The sequence below is a fragment of the Pectobacterium brasiliense genome (assembly GCF_016950255.1).
GTDB lineage: Bacteria > Pseudomonadota > Gammaproteobacteria > Enterobacterales > Enterobacteriaceae > Pectobacterium > Pectobacterium brasiliense.
In genome coordinates this window covers 1,467,809-1,489,123 of the sequence record NZ_JACGFN010000001.1, presented here as the reverse complement: position 1 = coordinate 1,489,123, position 21,315 = coordinate 1,467,809, and the positions used below count along the sequence as shown (strand labels likewise).

General features: G+C 52.5%; 11 protein-coding genes (1 of these 11 running past the window's edge). 3 read left to right on the top strand and 8 right to left on the bottom strand.

The features are described 5' to 3' along the window. Window positions 1–196 precede the first annotated feature (196 nt). From H4F65_RS06550 to H4F65_RS06530, 5 genes are all read right to left on the bottom strand, one after another. Entirely contained in the window at window positions 197–1,036 is an 840-nt protein-coding gene (locus tag H4F65_RS06550) for a PRD domain-containing protein (protein ID WP_010281457.1), read from the bottom strand. Window positions 1,037–1,130: 94 nt separating this feature from the next. Further along, entirely contained in the window at window positions 1,131–2,594 is a 1,464-nt protein-coding gene (locus H4F65_RS06545) for a glycoside hydrolase family 1 protein (protein WP_010281458.1), read from the bottom strand. Beyond that, window positions 2,594–4,459, bottom strand: a complete 1,866-nt coding sequence (locus H4F65_RS06540; RefSeq protein ID WP_010281459.1) for a beta-glucoside-specific PTS transporter subunit IIABC — start codon at window positions 4,457–4,459, stop codon at window positions 2,594–2,596. Before H4F65_RS06540 ends, H4F65_RS06545 begins: the two co-directional genes overlap by 1 nt. A gap of 464 nt (window positions 4,460–4,923) precedes the next feature. Next, window positions 4,924–5,262: a DUF1869 domain-containing protein gene (locus H4F65_RS06535; protein WP_010281463.1), complete on the bottom strand. Its 339-nt coding sequence runs from the start codon at window positions 5,260–5,262 to the stop codon at window positions 4,924–4,926. A gap of 10 nt (window positions 5,263–5,272) precedes the next feature. Next, entirely contained in the window at window positions 5,273–5,605 is a 333-nt protein-coding gene (locus H4F65_RS06530; RefSeq protein WP_014914776.1) for a TehB family protein, read from the bottom strand. Window positions 5,606–5,986: 381 nt separating this feature from the next. Here H4F65_RS06530 and H4F65_RS06525 point away from each other — a divergent pair, with 381 nt between their 5' ends. Beyond that, on the top strand, window positions 5,987–6,577 hold the full coding sequence (locus tag H4F65_RS06525) for a flavin reductase family protein (RefSeq protein WP_010281466.1): 591 nt from the start codon (window positions 5,987–5,989) through the stop codon (window positions 6,575–6,577). A 277-nt stretch (window positions 6,578–6,854) separates the two neighbouring features. Here the strand turns inward: H4F65_RS06525 and H4F65_RS06520 are convergent, their stop codons facing one another. Further along, window positions 6,855–7,754 carry a LysR family transcriptional regulator gene (locus H4F65_RS06520; RefSeq protein ID WP_039319213.1) on the bottom strand — a complete coding sequence of 300 codons (900 nt, stop codon included), beginning with the start codon at window positions 7,752–7,754 and terminating at the stop codon, window positions 6,855–6,857. A gap of 245 nt (window positions 7,755–7,999) precedes the next feature. Here H4F65_RS06520 and H4F65_RS06515 point away from each other — a divergent pair, with 245 nt between their 5' ends. Together H4F65_RS06515 and H4F65_RS22130 are read left to right on the top strand one after the other, a co-directional pair. Further along, window positions 8,000–8,638 (top strand): NAD(P)-dependent oxidoreductase, encoded by a 639-nt coding sequence (locus H4F65_RS06515; protein WP_010281471.1) that lies wholly within the window; start codon window positions 8,000–8,002, stop codon window positions 8,636–8,638. Between the two features lie 80 nt (window positions 8,639–8,718). Continuing rightward, entirely contained in the window at window positions 8,719–9,048 is a 330-nt protein-coding gene (locus tag H4F65_RS22130) for a DUF1348 family protein (RefSeq protein WP_420850627.1), read from the top strand. Here the strand turns inward: H4F65_RS22130 and H4F65_RS06505 are convergent. Beyond that, entirely contained in the window at window positions 9,020–10,684 is a 1,665-nt protein-coding gene (locus H4F65_RS06505) for a cyclic peptide export ABC transporter (RefSeq protein ID WP_010281474.1), read from the bottom strand. The genes H4F65_RS22130 and H4F65_RS06505 overlap by 29 nt on opposite strands. Before the next feature lie 89 nt (window positions 10,685–10,773). After that, window positions 10,774–21,315: the final stretch of a non-ribosomal peptide synthetase gene (locus H4F65_RS06500; protein ID WP_205536105.1), read on the bottom strand. Its footprint extends 10,599 nt past the window's final position; the window shows 10,542 of its 21,141 coding nt (coding positions 10,600–21,141); the start codon falls outside the window, past its right edge — the gene reads right to left on this strand; it ends in the stop codon at window positions 10,774–10,776.

Below are 21,315 nucleotides of genomic sequence, written 5' to 3'. Positions count from 1 at the left end.
TAATAAAATAAGGAGATATTTTCGGCAGGTGATAAAAACTATATATGATAATCACTCTTGTTTGCAATCTCATTAATGCTTGCGCGTTGTTATCGTGATGCGGGTCAACATACAGCCTCATCGAGACGGCATGCTGTCTTATTGGTCTGCGCGTGGGTAAAACAGCGCCAGATGATTATGTTGAGTGAGGCGAGTGCTACGGCGTCTGGCTTTCGGCCAGCCGGCTGATATGCATGGTCAGCCAGGTAAGCTCTTCTTTCGGCAAGGCCATTTGGTATTTTTCCTGCACATAATCCCTGATGGCCCAGGAAATCGCCATCGCTTCAGGATAGTGTTTCAGCAGTTCCTGATAGAAATCGTCTGTGCGTCCCGGTGCGATTTTACGGGCAATTACCCGTTCGGAGAAATAGCGCAGATGGGTGATAAAACGCAGATAATCGACGGCGTTGACATCAATATTCTTGTTTAACTTATACCGGACAATCTCCGCCAGACGATTCACCAACTGCACTTGCTGGTGGGCATCGGCAATTTCGGCGCTGCCGGCGGCATTGATGAGGTGGAATGCGATATTGATAGCTTCGTCATCGGGTAGCGTGACGTTAAAGCGTGCCGACACGCGATCTTTTGCCTGCACGCCGAGGGCGTACTCTTTTTGGTAATAGCGTTTCACTTCCCAACTGAGCTTATTGATGAAGTGGTTGCCCGTTTTACTACGTTCAACTGCAAAATAGAGATGTTCCGCCAGCGTAAAGAACAGCACCGAATTAAGCTTTTCGGCGTACTGACTTTGCGCCAGCGTGACGATTTCCTGCGTGATGTCAAAAAACGCCGCAGGAATGGTGTCGGTCAATGAAAGAAAATGCCGTGATTTCAGGTTTTCCAGCGGAATGAAAACCTGCTCAACGTGCGTTACATCAATCAATGAACCGGGTTTGGCACCAAATCCGATGCCTTTACCCAACAGGATCATCTCCTGCTGTTCATGGTCGACTAACAGCATGCTGTTATTTAACGCTTTTTTCACTTTAATCACGTTTTTCTTCCAATCATGCTGGTTTTCTCATTACGTTTTCCCAATCACAGGCATTTCCTGTCATTGCGCACGTCGCCTGCGGCAGCGCCGTCTGTCAGGTGAGGTCGGCACCGTTGGTCGCGATAACCTTCTGATACCAGTAGAACGAATCCTTCCTCAGACGGGCCAGCGAACCGTTGCCCTCATCATCCTGATCGACATAGATAAAGCCATAGCGTTTGGACATTTGTGATGTGCCCGCGCTGATGATGTCAATCGCCCCCCAACTGGTGAACCCCATCAGTTCAACGCCTTCGCCAATCGCTTCACGCATTTGCTCGAAATGTGAACGGAAGTAGTCAACGCGGTAAGGATCGTGGATTTTGCCGTTTTCGACAACGTCTTTCGCACCCAGCCCATTTTCGACAATAAACAGCGGTTTCTGGTAGCGATCGTAAAGCTCCAGCAGGGAAATTTTTAGCCCGACAGGGTCGATCTGCCATCCCCAGTCTGAGGCCGGCAGGTACGGATTTTTCACGCCCAGCACGGTATTTCCCGGGATTCTCTCGGCGTCCGGCTGTGTGGATTCGGTGAGCGACATGTAATAGCTCAACGACACAAAATCCACGGTGTGCTGCTTGAGAATGGCCAGATCGTCGGGTTGCATGGTGATGTGAATACCGCGGCGTTCAAGGTCGCGCTTGATGAGCGGCGGATATTCACCGAACACCTGCACATCGGCATAAAAATAGTTTTCAAGATTCTTTTTCAGCGCGGCTTCGACATCTTCCGGGCGGCAGGAGTGCGGATAGGTCGTCAGCTTGGTCAGCATGCAGCCGACCTGGCTGTCGGGGATTTTTTCATGGCAGTCGCGAGTGACGATAGCCGAGGCAACAAACTGGTGATGCAGCCCCTGATAAATATCCTGCTTGGCCTGTCCCGGCGCGCTTTTCTCTTCACGGATACCCGCGGTGGTAAACGGATGACGATGAATACTGTCGATCTCGTTAAAGGTCAGCCAGTAGCGCACCAGATCCTTATAGCGATCGAAGCAGACGTTGCTAAAGCGTACGAAGGCATCCAGCACGTTGCGGTGCACCCAGCCATTGTATTTCTCACTCAGTGCCAGCGGCATTTCGTAGTGTGAAAGCGTCACCAGCGGTTCGATGCCGTGCTTGCGCATCTCGCGGAACAGATCGTCGTAAAACTGTAAGCCCGCTTCATTCGGCGCGCGGTCTTCTCCGGTCGGAAAGATGCGCGACCAGGCGATAGAGACGCGCAGCACCTTGAAGCCCATTTCGGCAAACAGCGCCAGATCGCCTTGGTAGCGGTGGTAAAAATCGATGCCGCGCCGCTTGGGATAGAACGCGTCATTTTTTCCGTTGAGCGCGTCGGCGATGTTTTCATCTGTCAACGCCATGTGGGCATGGTAATTCTTCAGGTCGAGATTCGGCTTCCAGGTAATAGCGTCCGCGACCGACGGCCCCTTGCCGTCTTCATTCCATGCGCCTTCGGCCTGATTCGCGGCAATCGCGCCGCCCCATAAAAAGTGTTCCGGGAATGTGATGTTTTTATCCATTACACAGACTCCTTTAAGGTCATGATGATGGTGTGAGGAGGGATGGCGACGTCAGTGGCTTCCGGTATCACGCGAAAGCGCTCGCTGTTGGTGATAACCATCATGACGACGGGATCGTAACCCGCAGCGATGAGGCTATCGAGGTCAAATTCAACGAGGACATCGCCGGTATTAACCTGTTGGCCGGCCGTGACTTTCGGCTGAAAGCCCTGACCATTGAGTTTGATGGTATCGATACCGATATGGAAAATCAGTTCGGCACCGCTGTCGGTGAGCATGCTGACGGCATGACCCGTTTCAAACACGTTCTCAATAGTGCCGTTCGCCGGAGCGTAGAGCACGCCTTTCTCGGGGATGATGGCAATGCCGTCACCCATAATACGTTTGGAGAAGATCTCATCATTCACGTTGTCCAGCGCAATCACTTTTCCTTCAATCGGGCTGGCGAACTGGCATTCGGTAACCGCGTGATGGTTTTCTTCTACGGCTATGACAGGTTTCTCTTCCCGCCAGAGGAACAGGGCGGAGAGGAAGGCGATGACAAAAGAGAGCACCGCACCGGCGATGGCATAGACGATATTCCAGCTATTTTCCGGCGAGATAAACATGGAGATGCTAGCCAAACCGGGGCCAACCAGCGCAAAGGCTTCAATCGCCATCCAACCGATAAACGCACCGCCGACCAGGCTACCTGCGATCACGCTGTAGAGCGCTTTTTTATTCAGCAGCGTAATCCCGTATAGCGCGGGTTCGGTGATGCCGAATAGGGCAGAAATACCGGCTGAAATCGCCGTTGATTTGAGCGTTTTGTCTTTGCTCTTGAGCGCAATCGCCATACAGGCACCTGATTCGGCAATGTTGTGCGCAAGCGACGCGGGCAGATAGAGCATTTCCTTGCCAAACTGGCTCATGGAGGAAACGGCATAGGGCAGCATTGGCTTATGCATCCCCGACGCCACCATGAAGGGCAGCGCAGCGGCGAGCAATCCTGTCGCCACAAAGCCCAGCTTGCTGTACAGCCAGAGGATCACGCTAGCCAGACCCGCACCGAGTTCATAACCGAGCGGACCAAGTACCAACAGCGTGACGGGAACGGTAACCAATAGCGACAGCATCGGTGACAGGAAAATGCGCAGAGCGCTCGGCGAGTAGCGATTGAAGAGCTTTTCGGTTTGCGCATAAAAAATGACGCACAGAATCGCCGGGAAAACCTGCGACGCGTAAGCGACGTTTTTCAGGTCGAAGGAGAGAAATTCCGCACCGTCCGCCAGTTGTTTAGACATGGCCGGCAGCACCATCACAGAGACCGCGGAAACGGCAACCAGCACATTCACTTTCAACTTCATCGCGGTGGTGATACCGACCAGAATCGGCAGAAAATAGAGTGGGGCGGAACCGATATTATCCAGCACTTTATACGTTGAGCTGTCTTTGGTGAGCCAACCGAGCAGATCCAGCAGCAGTAACAGCGATTTGAGCACGCCGCCACCGGCAATCGCAGGCACCAGCGGCTGAAAAATGCTGATGATAAAATCGATAGCAAAAGCGGTGCGATTGGTTTTTGCTGGCACGGCGCGATCTGTTTTCTTACGGCCTGCCGCGAGGTTCTGCACCGCCTCGTACACCTGCATCACTTCGCCGCCGATGATAACCTGGCACTGTACGTTAACCCGAACGCCCAGCACGCCCGGCACCTTTTCCAGTTCGTTCTGGTTTACCAGGCTGTTGTCATACAGACTGAGCCGTAGCCGTGTAGAACAGTGTTCAATGTGCTCAATGTTGTCAATTCCACCGACTAACGTGATGATTTTTTCAGCGGTAGTGGCATAGGCTGTCGCGTTATTATCTGCTGCTGTGTGGCTCATACGACGATTCCCCTGATCCAGAAACGAAAAAAGACCTGAAGCACTTCCCATGATGTTGAGTGGGAGAGCTTCAGGTCTTGCCTAGAAAACTAGTTACACGCCTGTGCTGCTGTTGTAAGTCCTCGCACGCGGGAAAGTCAAACAGATCGTGCAGCCTTAATGGGTAAGTGTGATGGCAATAGCAGAATGGAGGATTTAGCCTGACAGCGCCGATGAATCTCAGGCATGTTGCATAAAACATAGTGCTTTTTAACCGATTATCGAAAACAGAACGAGATAAACTCGCCAAGTTTGCTTCTTCGATTGTATATAGCGCAGGTAGGGTACAGGGGCGCTTGTTAAGTCAAAAGACATCCAGCGCCTGTTTTTTAAATGAGTAGGGGTACGAAAGGTAACGCTTAAATAATCCACGCTGCGGAAAATCGATACACGTGCAACTTGAAGTATGATGAGGCTATACGGTTTTACCAGCCGCAGACGTTAGTGTCTTCATCCGCATCGTAGCCACGTACGATATTAACCAACTCTTTTACTGCTTCAGCTGAAATCGTCTTGTCTTTTAATTCTTCGATCGTAGCGAGATCTTTATCAACGGACACGCCGTTATTATTGTTCGTGACCGTCAGCAAAAATCCTTTTTTATTTTCACCGGTTGAAGGTAGCTCGTTGAGTAATTCCACGACTGCACCTGCAGCGAAATCTGGCACATAAAAAGCCATCGGTTTAAGATAAACTTTTTCTTTTTTTTCATTATTTTCGCGGTTCAACAGTGTTAATGAATAGCCTTTATTTTCACTTGTCATTATGTTTACCTCAACCTTCTATCAAAATTTTTGGATCGACATAAAAGTCCACGTTAAATAGCGTATCATCAGATAACGCTTCGATTCTGTGCCATTTTTCTGGGGGGAATACGCCAAATTGTCCGGCTTCGATAGTTAGCGTTTCGACGGGTTCAGAGCTTGTCTCATCCGCGTAGCCATAATAACGAATCGTCCCTTGCATTACGCACAAGCGCGGGTAAACGCCTTGCCGCGTCCCTGCATCCAAATGGCGCTTCCAGATAGACGCTGGGGCTGTTTCTTTTGTCCAGAAAGGTGTTGTACGGGTATGAACATAATTCGCTGGTATAACAATTCGTTCCATGTTTAAACCTCATGCTTTACCCAGCTACATTGCAGGGCGGGAAGGAAAAAACCATATAGTGCATATCATATACCTCTTTTAATGTTTGTGAATTATTTTCTGCTAATTAATTTTTTACAATACCGCAACATTGCGTAGAAAGGCCGTATTATCAGGGTTCAACGTTTCTCATGTCGGTTATTTTTCTTCGCCGATGGATTGAAATGAAAACTAACATCAAGGAATAGTTACATTAAGTTATTTTTTGATGGTCTACTTATTGGGGATGTCGAATGTAATAAAGCATCGTCATCGCTACTCAATTGGGGTTATTGTTAAAAATAAATCAAAAGAGTAAAAATGAGAAAATATAACGCCACTCTATGATGAGGTTTAACTCAAATGAAAAAGAACGTAAAACTCAGTTCATTTTATTATGGTTTCCCCGTTTTCCTTGTTACGACGATTGATAATGACAATGGAGAGGTCAATGTCGCTTCTATATCGTCGTCAATTTCTCTCGGCGATAAAATTATTATTGGTGTTACGAAAGGAAGTAAAACCTACAGTAATTTATTATCTGGATCTGATGTTGTCATCAATATTCCGGATTACAAACTGTGGGAGAAAGTTGAAGAACTGGGTAAGTTGACTGGAAGCGATACGTTGTCTGAAGGTCAGATTAAATGGGGCGTTCAGGTCTGCCACGATAAATTCTCCAAAGTCGGTCTTCACACTGAAGCCTCTACCGATATTACACCGCCTCGGGTGATTGAATGTCCTATCCAGGCGGAATGTAAAACCGTAAGCACGACGGACAAAGGTCGTTTTATTCTTGTCGAACTGGATATTGTTAATGTCTGGGTGGAGAGTGAACTATTAGGAGCAGGTGATGTTGTTGATTCATCAAAATGGAAGCCGCTGATCTACAACTTCCGCGAATACGACACCACGGGTGATGCATTAGGTTTTAATTTTAAATACGGACATTAATCTTATCGAGAGAATGCTGCGGACATCATTTATCCCTGAGATAAGCATCGGACGGAACGCGACGTTGTTCTGATAATTTGGCGATGTGCTGCTGCCTTTTGTATACCAGATGCAAAGAAGAATAGGGCAACGGATGCTCCGGCAGCAGCTCTGACAAGGTGACCTTTGCCAATCGTATTTCGCGCTTGTCTGCTGATCTAAATGACTTCTTCTGTATGCTTGAAATGGATAAAGCGTTTGTATGTGGCTGGTCGATGGGAGCCTCAGTGCTGTGGATCTACATTATTTGACGCTTCGGCATATCAAAATAAGCGGAAAGAAAATCCAGCAATGCGCGTAGTGCTTTCGACATGAATTGTCTTGACGTGTAAACCCCATAGATACCCATTTCATGAGATTTGTAGTCTGGAAGGAGGTGAATCAGCGAACCGTTTTCCAGATGGGGTGCCGCAAGGTACAAAGGCAGCTTTGCGATACCCATTCCTTGCAGTGCCACATCCATCAATACATTACCTTCGTTCGTGGAAAGACTACCGCTAATCGGCACACTGTATAATTCGTTCTGGTGACGAAATTGCCATTCAAACTTAGTGGAATAAACATGGGTAAGACAGTTATGTGCCGTAAGATCTGAAGGATGCTCAGGGGTTCCGTTTCGCGTCAGATAGGCAGCAGAGGCACAAATTACGGTATGGCAGGTGGCAAATTTTTTAGCAATTAGGCCTGGCTCAAGATCGCTGGTTATTCGTATGGCCAGATCGATACTGTCTTCTACCAGATTAAGGCGCTGTTCTCCCAATATTAAGTCAATTTTAACAGCAGGATAACGCGCCATATAGGCTGTCAGAGCTGAAGAAAGATGCGTTTGCCATAACCAGCTACTGGCGGTGATGCGTAACAGCCCATTGGGTTCAGTTTCATCAACTTTTGACTCGGCTTCGAGCAACTCAATGCGGTTCAAAACCTCTTTACACTGTAATAGACAGGCCTCTCCGGTTGGAGTCAGGCCAAAGCGACGTGTTGTTCGGTGCATTAACCTTGCACCCAGCCAACTTTCCAGCTCGGCCAAGTACCGCGTAACCATTGCCCGCGACATATCGAGTCGCTCTGCGGCGGCGGTCTGGCTTTTGTGCGTTACGACTGTCACAAAAACCTTCATCGCAGTAATCCGGTCCATACAACCTCGCAGAATTAAGCTGACATCATCAACAATCGGTATTTATAGGTTGTTTTTATACGCAAAGCAATTGAGTGAAATTGCTCGTATACATTAAACCTAGAACCTACGATTTGACTGATTTACGCAACAAATCAGCCACCGCTACGCTGTTTTTTCATACCCAATGAGCCAGTAGACTGAATTCGCCAACTGATTGTTTCACCAACACCAAGGCATACTTACTCATTATCAGAGGAATAATCATGAAAATTGCACTCGTAGCGCCTACCGGTAAAATTGGGTCTGAAATTGCCAAAGAAGCACTCCGTAAGGGGCATGAGCTCATTGGTATTGTCCGCACTCCCCGAAATGCACCGGAAGCACTGAAGGCTGTTGAATTTAAAGTCGTTGATATATTTGATACACACGCTTTCGCTGAAGCAATCAAAGGGGCTGATGTCCTCGCAAGTGCTTATGGAGCACATGGCGATCATATTGATACTGTTACTGAAGCGGCGAAAGCGATTGTGTCGGCTGCACGGGTAGCGGGCATAAAGCGTGTCATTGTTGTTGGTGGTGCTGGCAGCCTTGAGGTTGCACCGGGTTCTAAACTGGTTGATGCACCTTATTTTCCTGAAGACTACAGGCCATACGGCCAGGCACACGACAGAGCCTTCCAGATTATCAATAAAGCAAGCGATCTGGAGTGGACATTCTTCTCACCAGCAGCAGAAATCGGGCCGGGTGCCAAGATAGGTCATTATCATGTCGCCGCTAAAACACTGCAAAAAGATACGAAGGGTCAGAGTAGTATTTCTTATCCTGACTATGCTGAAGCTTTTGTCGCAGAAATTGAAAATGGCAACTACGTCAAAAATATTATGACGGTTGCCTATAAATAACCCTGTTTTTTTATCTCTCCTGGAGATGCCGCGTATAGGCATCTCCAGGCTAAAGGAAAACAGATATCACAGATTCTTAAATCGAATCGAGATGCACTTTACGGCATAAGACGGCTTCGTACACATCTAACATTCAGAAATGCGTAACCCCGACAGACGGGCATCGCCCACCATTCACCCTTGAAGGTGCTCAGGAAAAAATCCGCCTTGCGGAAGATGTCTGGAATGCACGTAATCCAGAGCGTGTTTCGCTTGCTTACACCCATCATTCATTCTGGCGAAACCGAGGAGAGTTTATCGTCAGGCGTGACGAAGCGGTTCTTTTAGTCGTTAAGAGGCATTTGGGGGTCACTCCATTATCGAACCAGAGTGACCCCATGGCTAAACAGCATTACCTTCATCAGCGATGAGCCGACCGTTCTCGAGCTTGATACAATGATCGGCCAAGTGGAAAAAACGATCATCATGTGTGATCGCCAATACCGCCTTACCACGCGCGGCTAATTCGGGCAGAAGTTCCTGATAGAAGACGCGTTTGAATAAGGGATCCTGATCGGCCGCCCACTCATCGAACAGGTAGAAAGGGCGATCCTCCAGATAGGTTACGACCAGCGCGAGGCGTTTACGCTGCCCCTGCGAGAGGTTGCGGGTAGAAAAATAGCCGTTTTCTACCGTGACCTTATGTTCCAGATGCAGTTTGGCCAGCAGCGCATTAGCGCGAGTGTCCAGCGTTGAGTCGGTATCATTCAACCCAATCAGTGATTCAAAAAGGTGGAAGTCAGAGAATACGGCGGAGAACAGTTGTCGATAGTTGGCTCGATTACTGTCAACGACCTCGTGACCGTCAACGGTAATGGTGCCGCTTTCCGGCGTATATAGGCCGATCAGCAGTTTGGCAAGTGTCGTTTTTCCGCTTCCGTTGCCGCCAATCAGAAACGTAATTTCCCCCCTCCTGAGCGTCATATCAATAGGCCCTAGCTGAAACACGCGGTCCTCTTTCTCACGGTAATAGCTATGGAGGACACCGGACAGACGGATAGTTTCTGCATTGCCAAATTCATGTGCGGAGACGGTATGATCGATGGCGTCGCGCTCGTCCAGCTCAGATAATATCGCGCTAATTCTTCGTAATGAGACGCGGGCAGAATTTAACGTTGGAACGCTATTGAGTAATCCTTCCAGCGGCATCAGCATGAATAAAAATACGATGACGTAGCCTGCCAGCGCGGTTGATTCAAGCCCGGGTATTACGGTGGGAGAAAAAATGACCAGACCAAGGAAGCTGTAGAACAGAAAGAGAATCCAGCCAACGCCGAAAGCATAAACACCGAAGGCGCGGGTACGATTTTTGCGTACGGCGTCGATTTCTTTACCAAGTGACTGATTGAGAAATGCGTGTGCGCGGTAGACGTGTAATTTGAGCTCTTTTGCTCCAGAAAATAGCGCATTAAAGTGGGTAAACAAGCGATCCTGTGCCTGTCCAGCGGCTCTCAGAGAGGTGAACGCCGTACTTCCACCCAGGCTGTAGCCCAGCGAGCCAATGACAACAATTGCCAGCGCTAAAAAGAAGATAGGGAGCGATAGCCAGGCAAGGTATCCCAGACAGCCGATGACGATAGAACCTTGCATCACAATGTTCGGTAGCGTGAAAAACAAGAGCGAGACATTGGTGGAGTCATCTGTGATGATCGACTGCGCACGCGAGGCACCCAGTTCTTCTATCTGACGGAAGGGCGCACGAGCCACGCGGCTTGAAATAAGTTCGCGCATTTTCGCCATGGTTCCCTGGCTCAGTCTGGCAAAAATGACGCCGCTGAGAATACGGCAGGCAATTGCCAGGACAGTCAATATGGCAAAATACCAGGCGAGCGGTGCATAGTCATCGGTGTGTGTCAGCAGCGCTTTGTTGATTAAGGTAATCAGTAAAACGCTGGAAATGCCATTGGTGACGCTGGCTATTGTGGCAATCGCCAGTATCCATCGTGAATCGAACAGGAGTGAGAGTAAAAGCTGTATCGCTGGTTTTTTGGTCGTCGACGTTTTCATATTATTATGTCCACACGTTATTGAGACGTACACGATGCCGAGATTCGCGACCAGCCTGATACGCTGGCCGCGTCAACAGTCTGCTTTCGCTATTTTCTAGGGTTTAGGGTTTGCCATAACCAGTCGGCAAGCCGTTCTACCTGTGGCATTGAGAGCATCGTCATGTGGTTGCCTGGCATCAATACCGGGTCTAACTGGGTAACATGCTTCCTCCATTCGCTGTCGTTCGTCGTTCTTTCATCGGTATCCCCCTCTTTGGCACTGACCAGATAGATGTCACCTGCATAGTGAGTGCGTGGTGTATACACCGTGTTCAGATTGGCTTGCATAACCTGAACAATTCCCTGCAACAGCGATGTGGTCGTGTGCGTAGAGAAAATACCGGCTTTTACCAGAGCGCGGTGCAGCTGTTTGATCTGTTCCTCTTGTGCCATATCCACAAACTGAGATCGCGTCAGCGCTAAAGGCTGCGTCAGAATCATGTTGTAGATGTCGATCAATTTCATGATCGTCTCAACGCGATCGATTGATTTTGGCGGGCACCCCTGAATGTCGGGAGCATCGGTATCCACCAGTATCAGGCTGGCAACCGATTCTCCCTGTGCCTGTAGCTGTAATGCGAGTTCAAAGGCGACCCATCCGCCAAAGGAATGCCCGAGCAGGTGATAAGGCCCATGAGGTTGTTTTTGCCGTATTCCTTGAAGATAGGCTCGTGCAGCCCCCTCTACGCTGATGTAAGGCGGTTGGTTGATTTCTGTCAGGCCGCGTGCCTGTAAGGCACATACGGGTTGTTGCGTCGGCAGCGCCAGCGCCAGTTCAATAAAGCTGGAAGCATTGGCACCCGCCCCAGGGATACAAAAGAGCGGAGGCGCGCCCGGCGTACCGTTCTGGATAACGATGTTTGGCACATAGTCATTCGGTAACAGGAATTCGCTAAACGAGTCGGCAACCTGATTCAGCAAGGGTGGCTGCATTATCGTGTAGTGAGTTCCACCGATAGGATGAAGAACGGAATCCTTACCGACGATGCCCTGCCATTCTCCCCAGATATCGTCATCGGTGGTGTGTTCTGAACGGTAGAGGTGAACCGGCAGGATTGAAGCCGGAGCCCGGTAATGTTCAGACAACTGCAAGATCGCTCTTTGGCTGTTGATGCGTAGAAGAATATCCTCTTTTGTAATACCGGACGGAAGCCATTGACGTTCATGACAGCGCGCAATGATTAGCTCGATGTCTCCCAGCGTGCGCAGATCCTCCAACTCGTGTTCATCGGCCGTCGTCATGTGATTACGTAAGTAGAAGAGGATGATATTGATATTTTCCTGTTCGTCGCTTAAGTCCTTGTGGGAATAGACGCTTTTTGGCTCACCAGACTGCGCGTCTGTCCGATTGAAGTTATAGGAATCGATCATGCCAAGAAACGCGACCTCCTCGCCGCTATTAATCAGCTGTAGCCCGATTTCATAAGCAATCGATCCACCTAATGACCATCCGGCAAGGCGATAAGGGCCATGAGGCTGAATACGACGGATCGCATTCAGATGGCCCGTCGCCAGTTCCTCAATAGACGCTGGCGGTGACGGCAGCGCATGCAGGCCTAGCGACTGCAGCGCGTAGACGGGCAAGGCTGGTGGTAGCAGCGTGGCGAAGGTTGAATAAACTAACGGATCTCCCGTCGATTCGTGTATCAGGAATAGCGGCAGGAGATTCCCTTCAGGGCTGAGCGGTACAGGGTTCACATCAAACGGCGAGTCTGATGTCGCTAAGGTCGCGCTGCCAACCACGAAGGCCAGATCGGACAGCGTCGGATGAGAGAAGAGGGTGGAGAGTGATACTTCCATTCCCTGTTCACGCATATGGTTGAGCAACTGTACTGCCAGCAGCGAATGGCCGCCAAGTTCAAAGAAGTGGTCATGCCGTCCTACCCGCTCCAGACCCAGTAGCGTTTGCCAGATGTGCGCCAGCTTCGTTTCTACCTTGCCTTGTGGCGCTTCATAGCCATGACTGACGACGGCCGTTTGGTCAGGTGCGGGCAGCGCCTTGCGGTCAAGCTTGCCGTTCGGCGTAAGCGGGAAAGTATCCAGCATGACAAAGGCTGACGGAATCATATAGTCGGCTAAATGTGTCGAGAGCTGCTGACGTAGCTCGGCAGGCATCAGTTCAATACCGGGCTGCGGGCAGAGGTAGGCGACCAGCCGGGTGTCACCGGGGCTGTCTTCACGGGCGACGACAACGGCCTCCTGCACGCCGGGGCACTGCATGAGGCGGGCTTCGATTTCACCGAGTTCGATACGGAAGCCGCGCAGCTTGACCTGAAAGTCGTTACGGCCGAGGTACTCGATGCTGCCGTCGGGCAGCCAGCGGGCAAGGTCACCGGTCTTGTAGAGCCGGGCGCCGGGCCGGTTGCTGAACGGGTCGGGAATAAAGCGCTCGGCGGTGAGGTCGGGGCGGTTGAGGTAGCCGCGGGCGACGCCGACGCCGCCGATATGGAGCTCACCGGCGACGCCGAGGGGCACGGGCTGGCCGAGGGCGTCGAGGATATAGAGTTGGGTATTGGCGATGGGGCGGCCAATGGGTACAAAGCTGCGGTGGTCGTCAGGCTGACAGGCCCAGAAGGTGACGTCAATGGCGGCCTCGGTGGGGCCATAGAGGTTATGGAGCTGGGCGTTGAAGCGGGCAAAGAAGCGCTGCTGGAGTTCGGCCGGGAGGGCTTCGCCGCTGCAGATGACGCGTCGCAGGGAGTCACAGGCACAGTCTGCATCGGCCCACTGGACGAACTGCTGGAGCATGGAGGGGACGAAGTGCAGGGTGGTGATGCCGGTGCGCTCGATGAGCTGCGCGAGGTAAGCAGCATCCTTGTGGCCGTCGGGACGCGCCATGACGAGGCGCGCGCCGTAGAGCAGGGGCCAGAAGAACTCCCAGACGGAGACGTCGAAGCTGAAGGGGGTCTTTTGCAGCACGCGGTCATCGGGGGTGAGACGATAGGTGTTCTGCATCCAGACGAGACGGTTGCAGAGTCCGCGATGGCTGTTCATGACGCCCTTGGGTTTACCGGTGGAGCCGGAGGTGTAGATGACATAGGCCAGATGGTGGGCATCGAGTCCGGCGATGTCGGGGTTGTGGTCACTCAGCGTGCTGAAGTCGGCGGTATCGAGCAGGATGAGCGGGAGAGCCCCGGTCTGAAGCTCGTGGCGGCCGGCCTGGGTGAGCAGGGCGACGGGGGCGGCATCGTCGAGCATGTAGGCGAGACGCTCGGCAGGGTAGCCGGGGTCAAGCGGGACATAGGCGGCACCGGCCTTGAGAATGCCGAGGAGGCCGATGACCATGTCGAGAGAGCGTTCGACGCAGATGGCGACGCGGTCATCGGGCTGGACGCCGAGTGACAGCAGGTGGTGCGCGAGCTGGTTGGCACGGCGGTTGAGTGCGTCATAGGTGAGGTGCTGGTCTTCAAAGAGGACGGCGATGGCCTCGGGTGTGCGGGCTGCCTGGTCTTCAACGAGCTGATGGATAAGCGCATCCTGCGGAAAATCGGCGTCGGTGGCGTTGAAGTCGAGCATGATCTGCCGGCGTTCGGCCTCCGGTAGGATCGGCAGCGTCATAATAGGGCGCTCTGGCTCCGTGGCTAACGCCTCAATTAACGCCTGAATCGCGGTTTTCAGATACTGGGTGATACGGCTAGAGTCAATTTCTGGACTGGTTTGGGCAACCAGACGGAAATTTTTACCGAGATCGTCCACCGATACTGTTAACGGGTAGTTGGTGCGTTCCTCCACGGTTAATTGACGCATACCCTGCCAGACTCTGGTGGCCGTGTCGTTGTTAGCTGCACTGTGCTGACTATGACGGAAGTTGAATAACGTACTGAATAGCGGCATTGGCGGCATGACGCCACTGCATCGTTGTGCCAGCGCCAGCGGCGTTTGTTCATGCTCCAGAAGCGAGATGAGTTCATCATAGGTTGAGCGTACGACATCAATTGTGCTGCGGTCGTTAAGGGAAATGCGCAGCGGCAGTGTGTTAATAAACATCCCCATTACTCTGTCTGCGCCATCCGTACCCTGTAAACGCCCAAGCAGGACTGAACCAAACACCACATCATCGCTGTTGCTGACATGGGCTAACACCTGTGCCCAGGCCACATGGAATAGGACGCTGGGGCTGACACCCAGTCGGTTTGCCCGGTGGCGTATTGCTTGTGCTAATGCAGGCTCAAGATACTGCATGGTTTCGTCCACATGCTCGCCAGCCGTTTTTATATCGATCAGACCAAAAGGCGCGGTTGGTGCCTCTACATCGGCCAACCGGGAGCGGAAATACGCTTCATGAGCGGACATGGGCACACTTAAAATCTGAGCGATAAAGTTACGGTAAGGCAGCGGCGTTGGCAGATCATCATCATGGCCCTGCAAGATTGTGCGTATCTCGTCAATCATCAGGGCGAGCGTGATGTGGTCACAGACCAGATGATGGAAGCCTAGCGCCAGCAGCCATTCCTGATTGGCCGCATCGTGAGCGATATCCGCGGTGAGCAACGGTGCCTGACTCAGATTGATACGGCGCGTATGCGAGCTGGTATGGGCGCGTAGCTGACCGAGCACATCGTCGTCCGAGTCGATCTCCAGCGTGTTTATCGGTAACTGTGCATGACGCCAGACCACCTGGACAGGCTGGCTAAGTCCCTGCCAACAGACGGCGGTGTGCAGGATGTCATGACGTTCGATAACGCGTTGTAGCGCGCTGAGGAAAGTATCAAGGCGTTCACGGCTATCAAAAGCAATCACGGTTTGCGACAGGTAGGTATCTCCCTGTTCCTGAAGCAGATAGTGGAACAAGATCCCTTCTTGCAGCGGCGCGAGCGGGTAAATGTCCTGCACATTGGCCGCGCCGCCGGGAACGGTCGCGACAATCGCGTCAATATCACGCTGAGAAAGTGAAATCAGCGGCAGCAGTTCCGGTGTAATGGCTGTGCAGTCCGGTGAAATCAGGCCAGAAGGAACGACCAGAGGTTGTTTTGAGCGATTGGTTAGTATGGCCTGTGCCATATCGCAGAGCACAGGAGCGGAGAACACGCTACGAACGTCCAGTGTCTGGCCGATATTGCGTAACCGCTCAATCAGGCTGACTGCCATCAGGGAATGGCCACCAAGCTCGAAGAACTGGTCATGGCGACCAACGCGGTCCAGCCCCAAGAGATCTTGCCAGATCTGGGCCAATGCGGTTTCGAGTTCTCCTTGCGGTGCGACATAGCCGCGTGTTGCGACGGCTGATTGATCCGGCGCGGGTAGCGCTTTGCGGTCAATCTTGCCGTTTGGCGTAAGTGGAAAGGCATCGAGCGTGACAAAAGCACTGGGGACCATGTACTCAGCCAACTGTTCGGCCAACTGCTGACGCAGATCGGCGGGATTGAGATCGGTGTCAGGCTGAGAGCGAAGGTAGGCAACCAGACGCATATCTCCGGGGATGTCTTCGCGCGCGGCGACCACCGCTTCCTGCACGTTAGGAAGCTGCATGAGGCGTGCCTCAATCTCACCCAGTTCAATACGGAAGCCGCGTACCTTGACCTGAAAATCGTTACGACCCAGATAGTCGATATTACCGTCCGGCAGCCAGCGGCCGAGATCGCCGGTTTTATACATTCGAGCTTCTGGTTTGTGTGAGAAGGGATCGGGAATAAAGCGTTCTGCCGTCAGATCTGGGCGATTCAGATAGCCCCGTGCCACGCCTGCGCCGCCGATGTAAATTTCCCCAGCGACGTTGAGCAGAGCTGGACGTCCCTGCGGATCCAAAATATAGATCTGGCTATTGGCGATAGGGTGACCAATTGGCACGGTGAATCGCTCGTGGGACGTCTCGGACGACGCCACAGGATAGACGGACGCCCACACGGCAGCTTCTGTGGGACCATATTCGTTATACAGTGCGGTTGACAGACCGAGCTGTTCAATCGCGGTATGGATTTCCGGCGGGCAGCGTTCACCCGCCACAATCAGCGCTTGCAGAGAGGTCAGTTCCTCATTGTGGCTCATCTGCAAGAGGCTCAGGGCCAAAGACGGCACGCACAAAAAACAGCAAATGCGGTGCTCATGAAGCATATGTAAAATGGCAGTCGGATCGACGGTTATCGTCTGTTCTGGCAGATACAGGCTTCCTCCGCGCGTGAGCGTGCCAAATACGCTGGCAAGCGCGCTGTCAAAGGCAATGGAGGACAGCAGCAATACCCGTTCGAACGGGGGATAGGTTAACTGTCGGGCGTAAGTCGAGGCCACAATGTTGCGGTGCTCAACCATGACGCCTTTGGGTTTCCCTGTCGAACCCGAGGTATAAATGATGTAGGCCAGATGGTGAGGCGTCAGCCCGAACGTCTGGGCCTCTGGATTACTCTCTGGGTAGGCGTCGAACAGGGAAACGTTATCCAGCAGAATTGTCGGCAGATCGCAACGCAACGACTCAAGCAGTGATGAGTGTGTCAGGAGTGCGACCGGGGCAGAATCATCCAACATGTAAGCGAGACGTTCTGCCGGATAGGACGGATCAAGTGGCACATAGGCTGCGCCAGCCTTGAGAACACCCAGCAGGCTGACGACCATTTCCGGGCTGCGTTCGACGCAAATCGCGATGCGGTCATCCGGTTTTACGTCCAGAGAACGTAGATGATGGGCCAACTGGTTGGCGCGGCGGTTGAGTTCCGCGTAGCTGAGCAACTGTTCTTCGAACGCGACAGCGATGGCATCTGGTGTCCGCGCAGCCTGTTGTTCGAAGAGCTGATGAAGCAGCTCGCGTGGGAGCTCTGCCTCGGTCGCATTGAAGTCGACCAGCAGCGTTTTACGCTCCTCTTCCGGTAGGACTGATAAGCCAAGAATGGGCTGTAGCGGATCAATGGCTAACGCCTCAACAAGTCCACGTAACGCCGTCATCATATAATTCACGATGCGTGCGGGATCGATCTCACTGACGGTCTGCGCCACCAGACTAAATCCTTCTCCCAGATCGTCTACGGACAGTGTGATTGGGTAGTTGGTCCGTTCTTCGGTCGCCAGAAGTTTTATACCGCTCCAGGCGCTGTTGTCATTTGCCCCTGTCTGGCTATGACGGTAATTAAGCAACGTACTGAACAACGGTATAGGAGGCGTCACGCCGCTACAGCGGAGCGCCACGGAAAGCGGGGTTTGCTCATGTTCAAGCAAGGCGGTGAGATCGCGGTAGGTGGATTGGACGATATCCCGCACGCCGTGCTCGGCAAGTGAGAGGCGAAGCGGCAGCGTATTGATAAACATGCCCATGACCCGATCCGCGCCAGCCGACCCTTGGAGTCGACCCAGTAGCACAGATCCGAAGACGACATCATCGCGACCGCTGGTTTGCGCCAGCACCTGTGCCCATGCAACGTGGAACAGAACACCCGGGCTGATACCTAACTGGCGGCACTGCTTGCGGATTGCCATGGCGAGCGACGGGGCGAGTAGCTGGCTGGCTTTCACAACATTGTCTCCGTCGCCTTGTATATTCAGCAAGCCGAAGGGAGCGGTAGGCTCGTCGATATCAGCCAATCGGCTGCGGAAATAGTCCTCATGTGCTGACGTGGGGACGCTGAGATTTTGCGCAATAAAGTTACGATAGGGCAACGGCGTCGGTAGTTCGTCGCCACGGTTCTGCAATAGTAGCCGCACTTCTTCAATGATCAGCGCCAGCGTCATGTGATCACCGATGAGGTGATGAAAGGTCAGTGCCAGTAGCCACTCATTCCGCTCAGCGTCATGAACAATATCGGTGGCAAACAGCGGTGCCTGATTCAGATTAAGCCGACGAACGCTGGGGTCAGTGTAGGCCTTTAGCTGCGCCAAAACGTGCTCTGTTTGCGCAGGAATAAACGTATTCACGCTCAACGGGGCTTGACGCCAGACAACCTGTACGGGCTGATTTAATCCCTGCCAGTAGAGAGCGGTGCGCAGAATATCGTGGCGATTGATGACGCGCTGTAGTGCATCCAAAAAGTCATCGAGGCGTTCACGGGTATCGAAAGCGACAAGGTTAGTGAGTAGATAGGCATCGCCCTTCGCCTGCAACCGATGATGGAATAAAATGCCTTCCTGTAAGGGAGAGAGCGGATAAATATCCTGCACATTGGCCGTGCCACCGTGTACGCTATCGATGATAGCGTCTATTTCATTCTGAGACAGTGTGACCAGCGGCAACAGGTCGGGCGTAATTTGTTTGCAATCGTTGGGGATGAGATTAGCCGCAACGCTGCTGAGATGACTCTCCTGCTGTACCTGCATCGACTCCGCCATATCGGCGAGCGTGGGTGATGCAAAGACGCTACGGACATCAAGCCGGTAACCCAGATTACGCAATCGCTCAATCAGGTTAACTGCCATCAGTGAATGGCCGCCGAGTTCGAAAAAGTGATCCCGGCGTCCGACATGCGTTAAGCCCAGCAGGTTTTGCCAAATGGACGACAGAACGGTTTCTTTTTCACCCACTGGCGCTTCATAGGTACGGGTCACGACAGCGGTCCGATCGGGAACGGGTAACGCTTTGCGATCGAGTTTGCCATTCGGCGTGAGCGGAAAAGTATCGAGCGTGACAAAGGCACTGGGCACCATATATTCGGCTAAATGGTGAGCCAATTGCTGACGCAGGTCGGCAGGCACCAGCTCAACACCGGGTTGTGCAATGAGGTAAGCGACCAGACGTGTCTCTCCCGGTTCGTCCTCACGAGCAATCGCGACGGCTTCTTTTACCCCCGCACACTGAATAAGGCGTGCTTCAATTTCCCCCAGTTCGATACGGAAGCCGCGTACTTTCACCTGGAAGTCATTACGGCCCAGATAGTCGATGTTGCCATCGTGCAGCCAGCGACCCAGGTCGCCTGTTTTGTAGAGGCGGGAATCGGGATCATCGGTAAACGGATCGGCAATAAAATGCGCTTCCGTTAATGCCGGGCGGTTAAGGTAGCCGCGTGCGACGCCGCTGCCGCCGATGTAAATTTCTCCGGTCGCGCCGATGGGAACCAGTTTGCCTTGTGGATCTAAAATATAGATCCGCGTATTGGCAAGCGGGCGACCAATGCAAGGTTCTCTTTCATCCTGAATACTGCACGGATAAAGCGTGGCGCAGACGGTGGTTTCCGTCGGACCATAGGCGTTAAACATATGCCGTCCGGCTGCCCAGCGTTTGACTAACGCAGGCGGGCAAATTTCACCGCCGACGACCAGCGTCTGTAATGTTTCCGGTAGCCCATCCAGTGCCGCCAATGCTGTCGGTGTTATCAGCATGTGCGTAATCGCGTTGTCTTCCAGCGTTTGACGAAGTGCTGCCCCCGGCAGGATAACCGCGCGTTCGGCAAGGTAGAGCGTCGCACCTGCTAGCAGCGTCATGCAGCATTCCTGCATACAGACATCAAAACTGAAAGAAGCCAACTGAATCACATGGCTGTCTGCTCCAATATGCAAAGCCTCTATCTGTCCGCTAAGCAGGTTACACATACTGCGATGCTCAACCATCACTCCTTTCGGCTTGCCGGTAGAACCGGAAGTATAAATAACATAGGCCAGGTGGCGTGGCGTCAGACCGAACGATCCTGGATCAGGGTTATGGTCTGGTGACTCGTCAGCGATAGCGGCTGGCAGATTATCGAGTTCGATCACAGGGAGATGGCTACCCAACTGGGTGACCAGATCGGTTTGCGTCAGCAGTGCGACAGGTTCCGCGTCCTCTAGCATGTAAGTCAGACGGTCAACGGGGTAAGACGGATCTAACGGCACATAGGCTCCGCCGGCTTTGAGTACCGCCAGCATGCCGACAACCATCTCCAGACTGCGCTCAACGCAAATCGCGACCCGATCGTCCGGCTGTATGCCGAGTGAGAGTAGGTGATGGGCGAGGCGGTTGGCTTGACGGTTAAGTTCGTCGTAGCTTAATGATTGCGACTCAAATACCACTGCTGTGGCGTCAGGAGTGCGTTTAACCTGTGCTTCGAACTGCACGTGGGCGAGTGCAGAGTCAGGTCGTACGACATCAGTGGCGTTGAAATCGACCAGTAGTTTTTGGCGTTCATTTTCCGGCAGGACGGATAACGTTAGGACCGGGCGCTGTGGCTCGTTCTCCAATGCCTCAACCAGACCGTGGATCGCGGTGAGCAGATAGTGAGCGATTCGCGCAGGATCAATTTCTGTGCTGGTTTGTGCCAGGAAACTGAACCCGTCCCCGATATCATCCACCGAAAGTGTAAACGGATAGTTGGTACGTATATTTTCCGTCAGCACCCGAATGCCTTCCCAGGGACGGGTATCTTTATTTATCTGCGTATGGCGATAGTTGAGGAGGGCGCTGAACAGTGGCATGGGTGGTGCCACGCCGCTACAGCGTTGAGCGAGCGCAAGCGGTGTCTGCTCATGTGCCAACAGCGCTGTCAAATCGTGATAGGTTTCCTGTACCGTGTCCAAAACGCTGCGTTCGGCAAGAGAAATCCGCAGCGGCAGCGTATTAATAAACATCCCCATGACCTGGTCGGCACCCGCAGAACCTTGCAAGCGGCCTAACAGCACTGTGCCGAAGACGACATCGTCACGGCCGCTGGTCTGCGCCAGCACCTGCGCCCAGGCCACATGGAACAGCACGCCGGGGCTGAT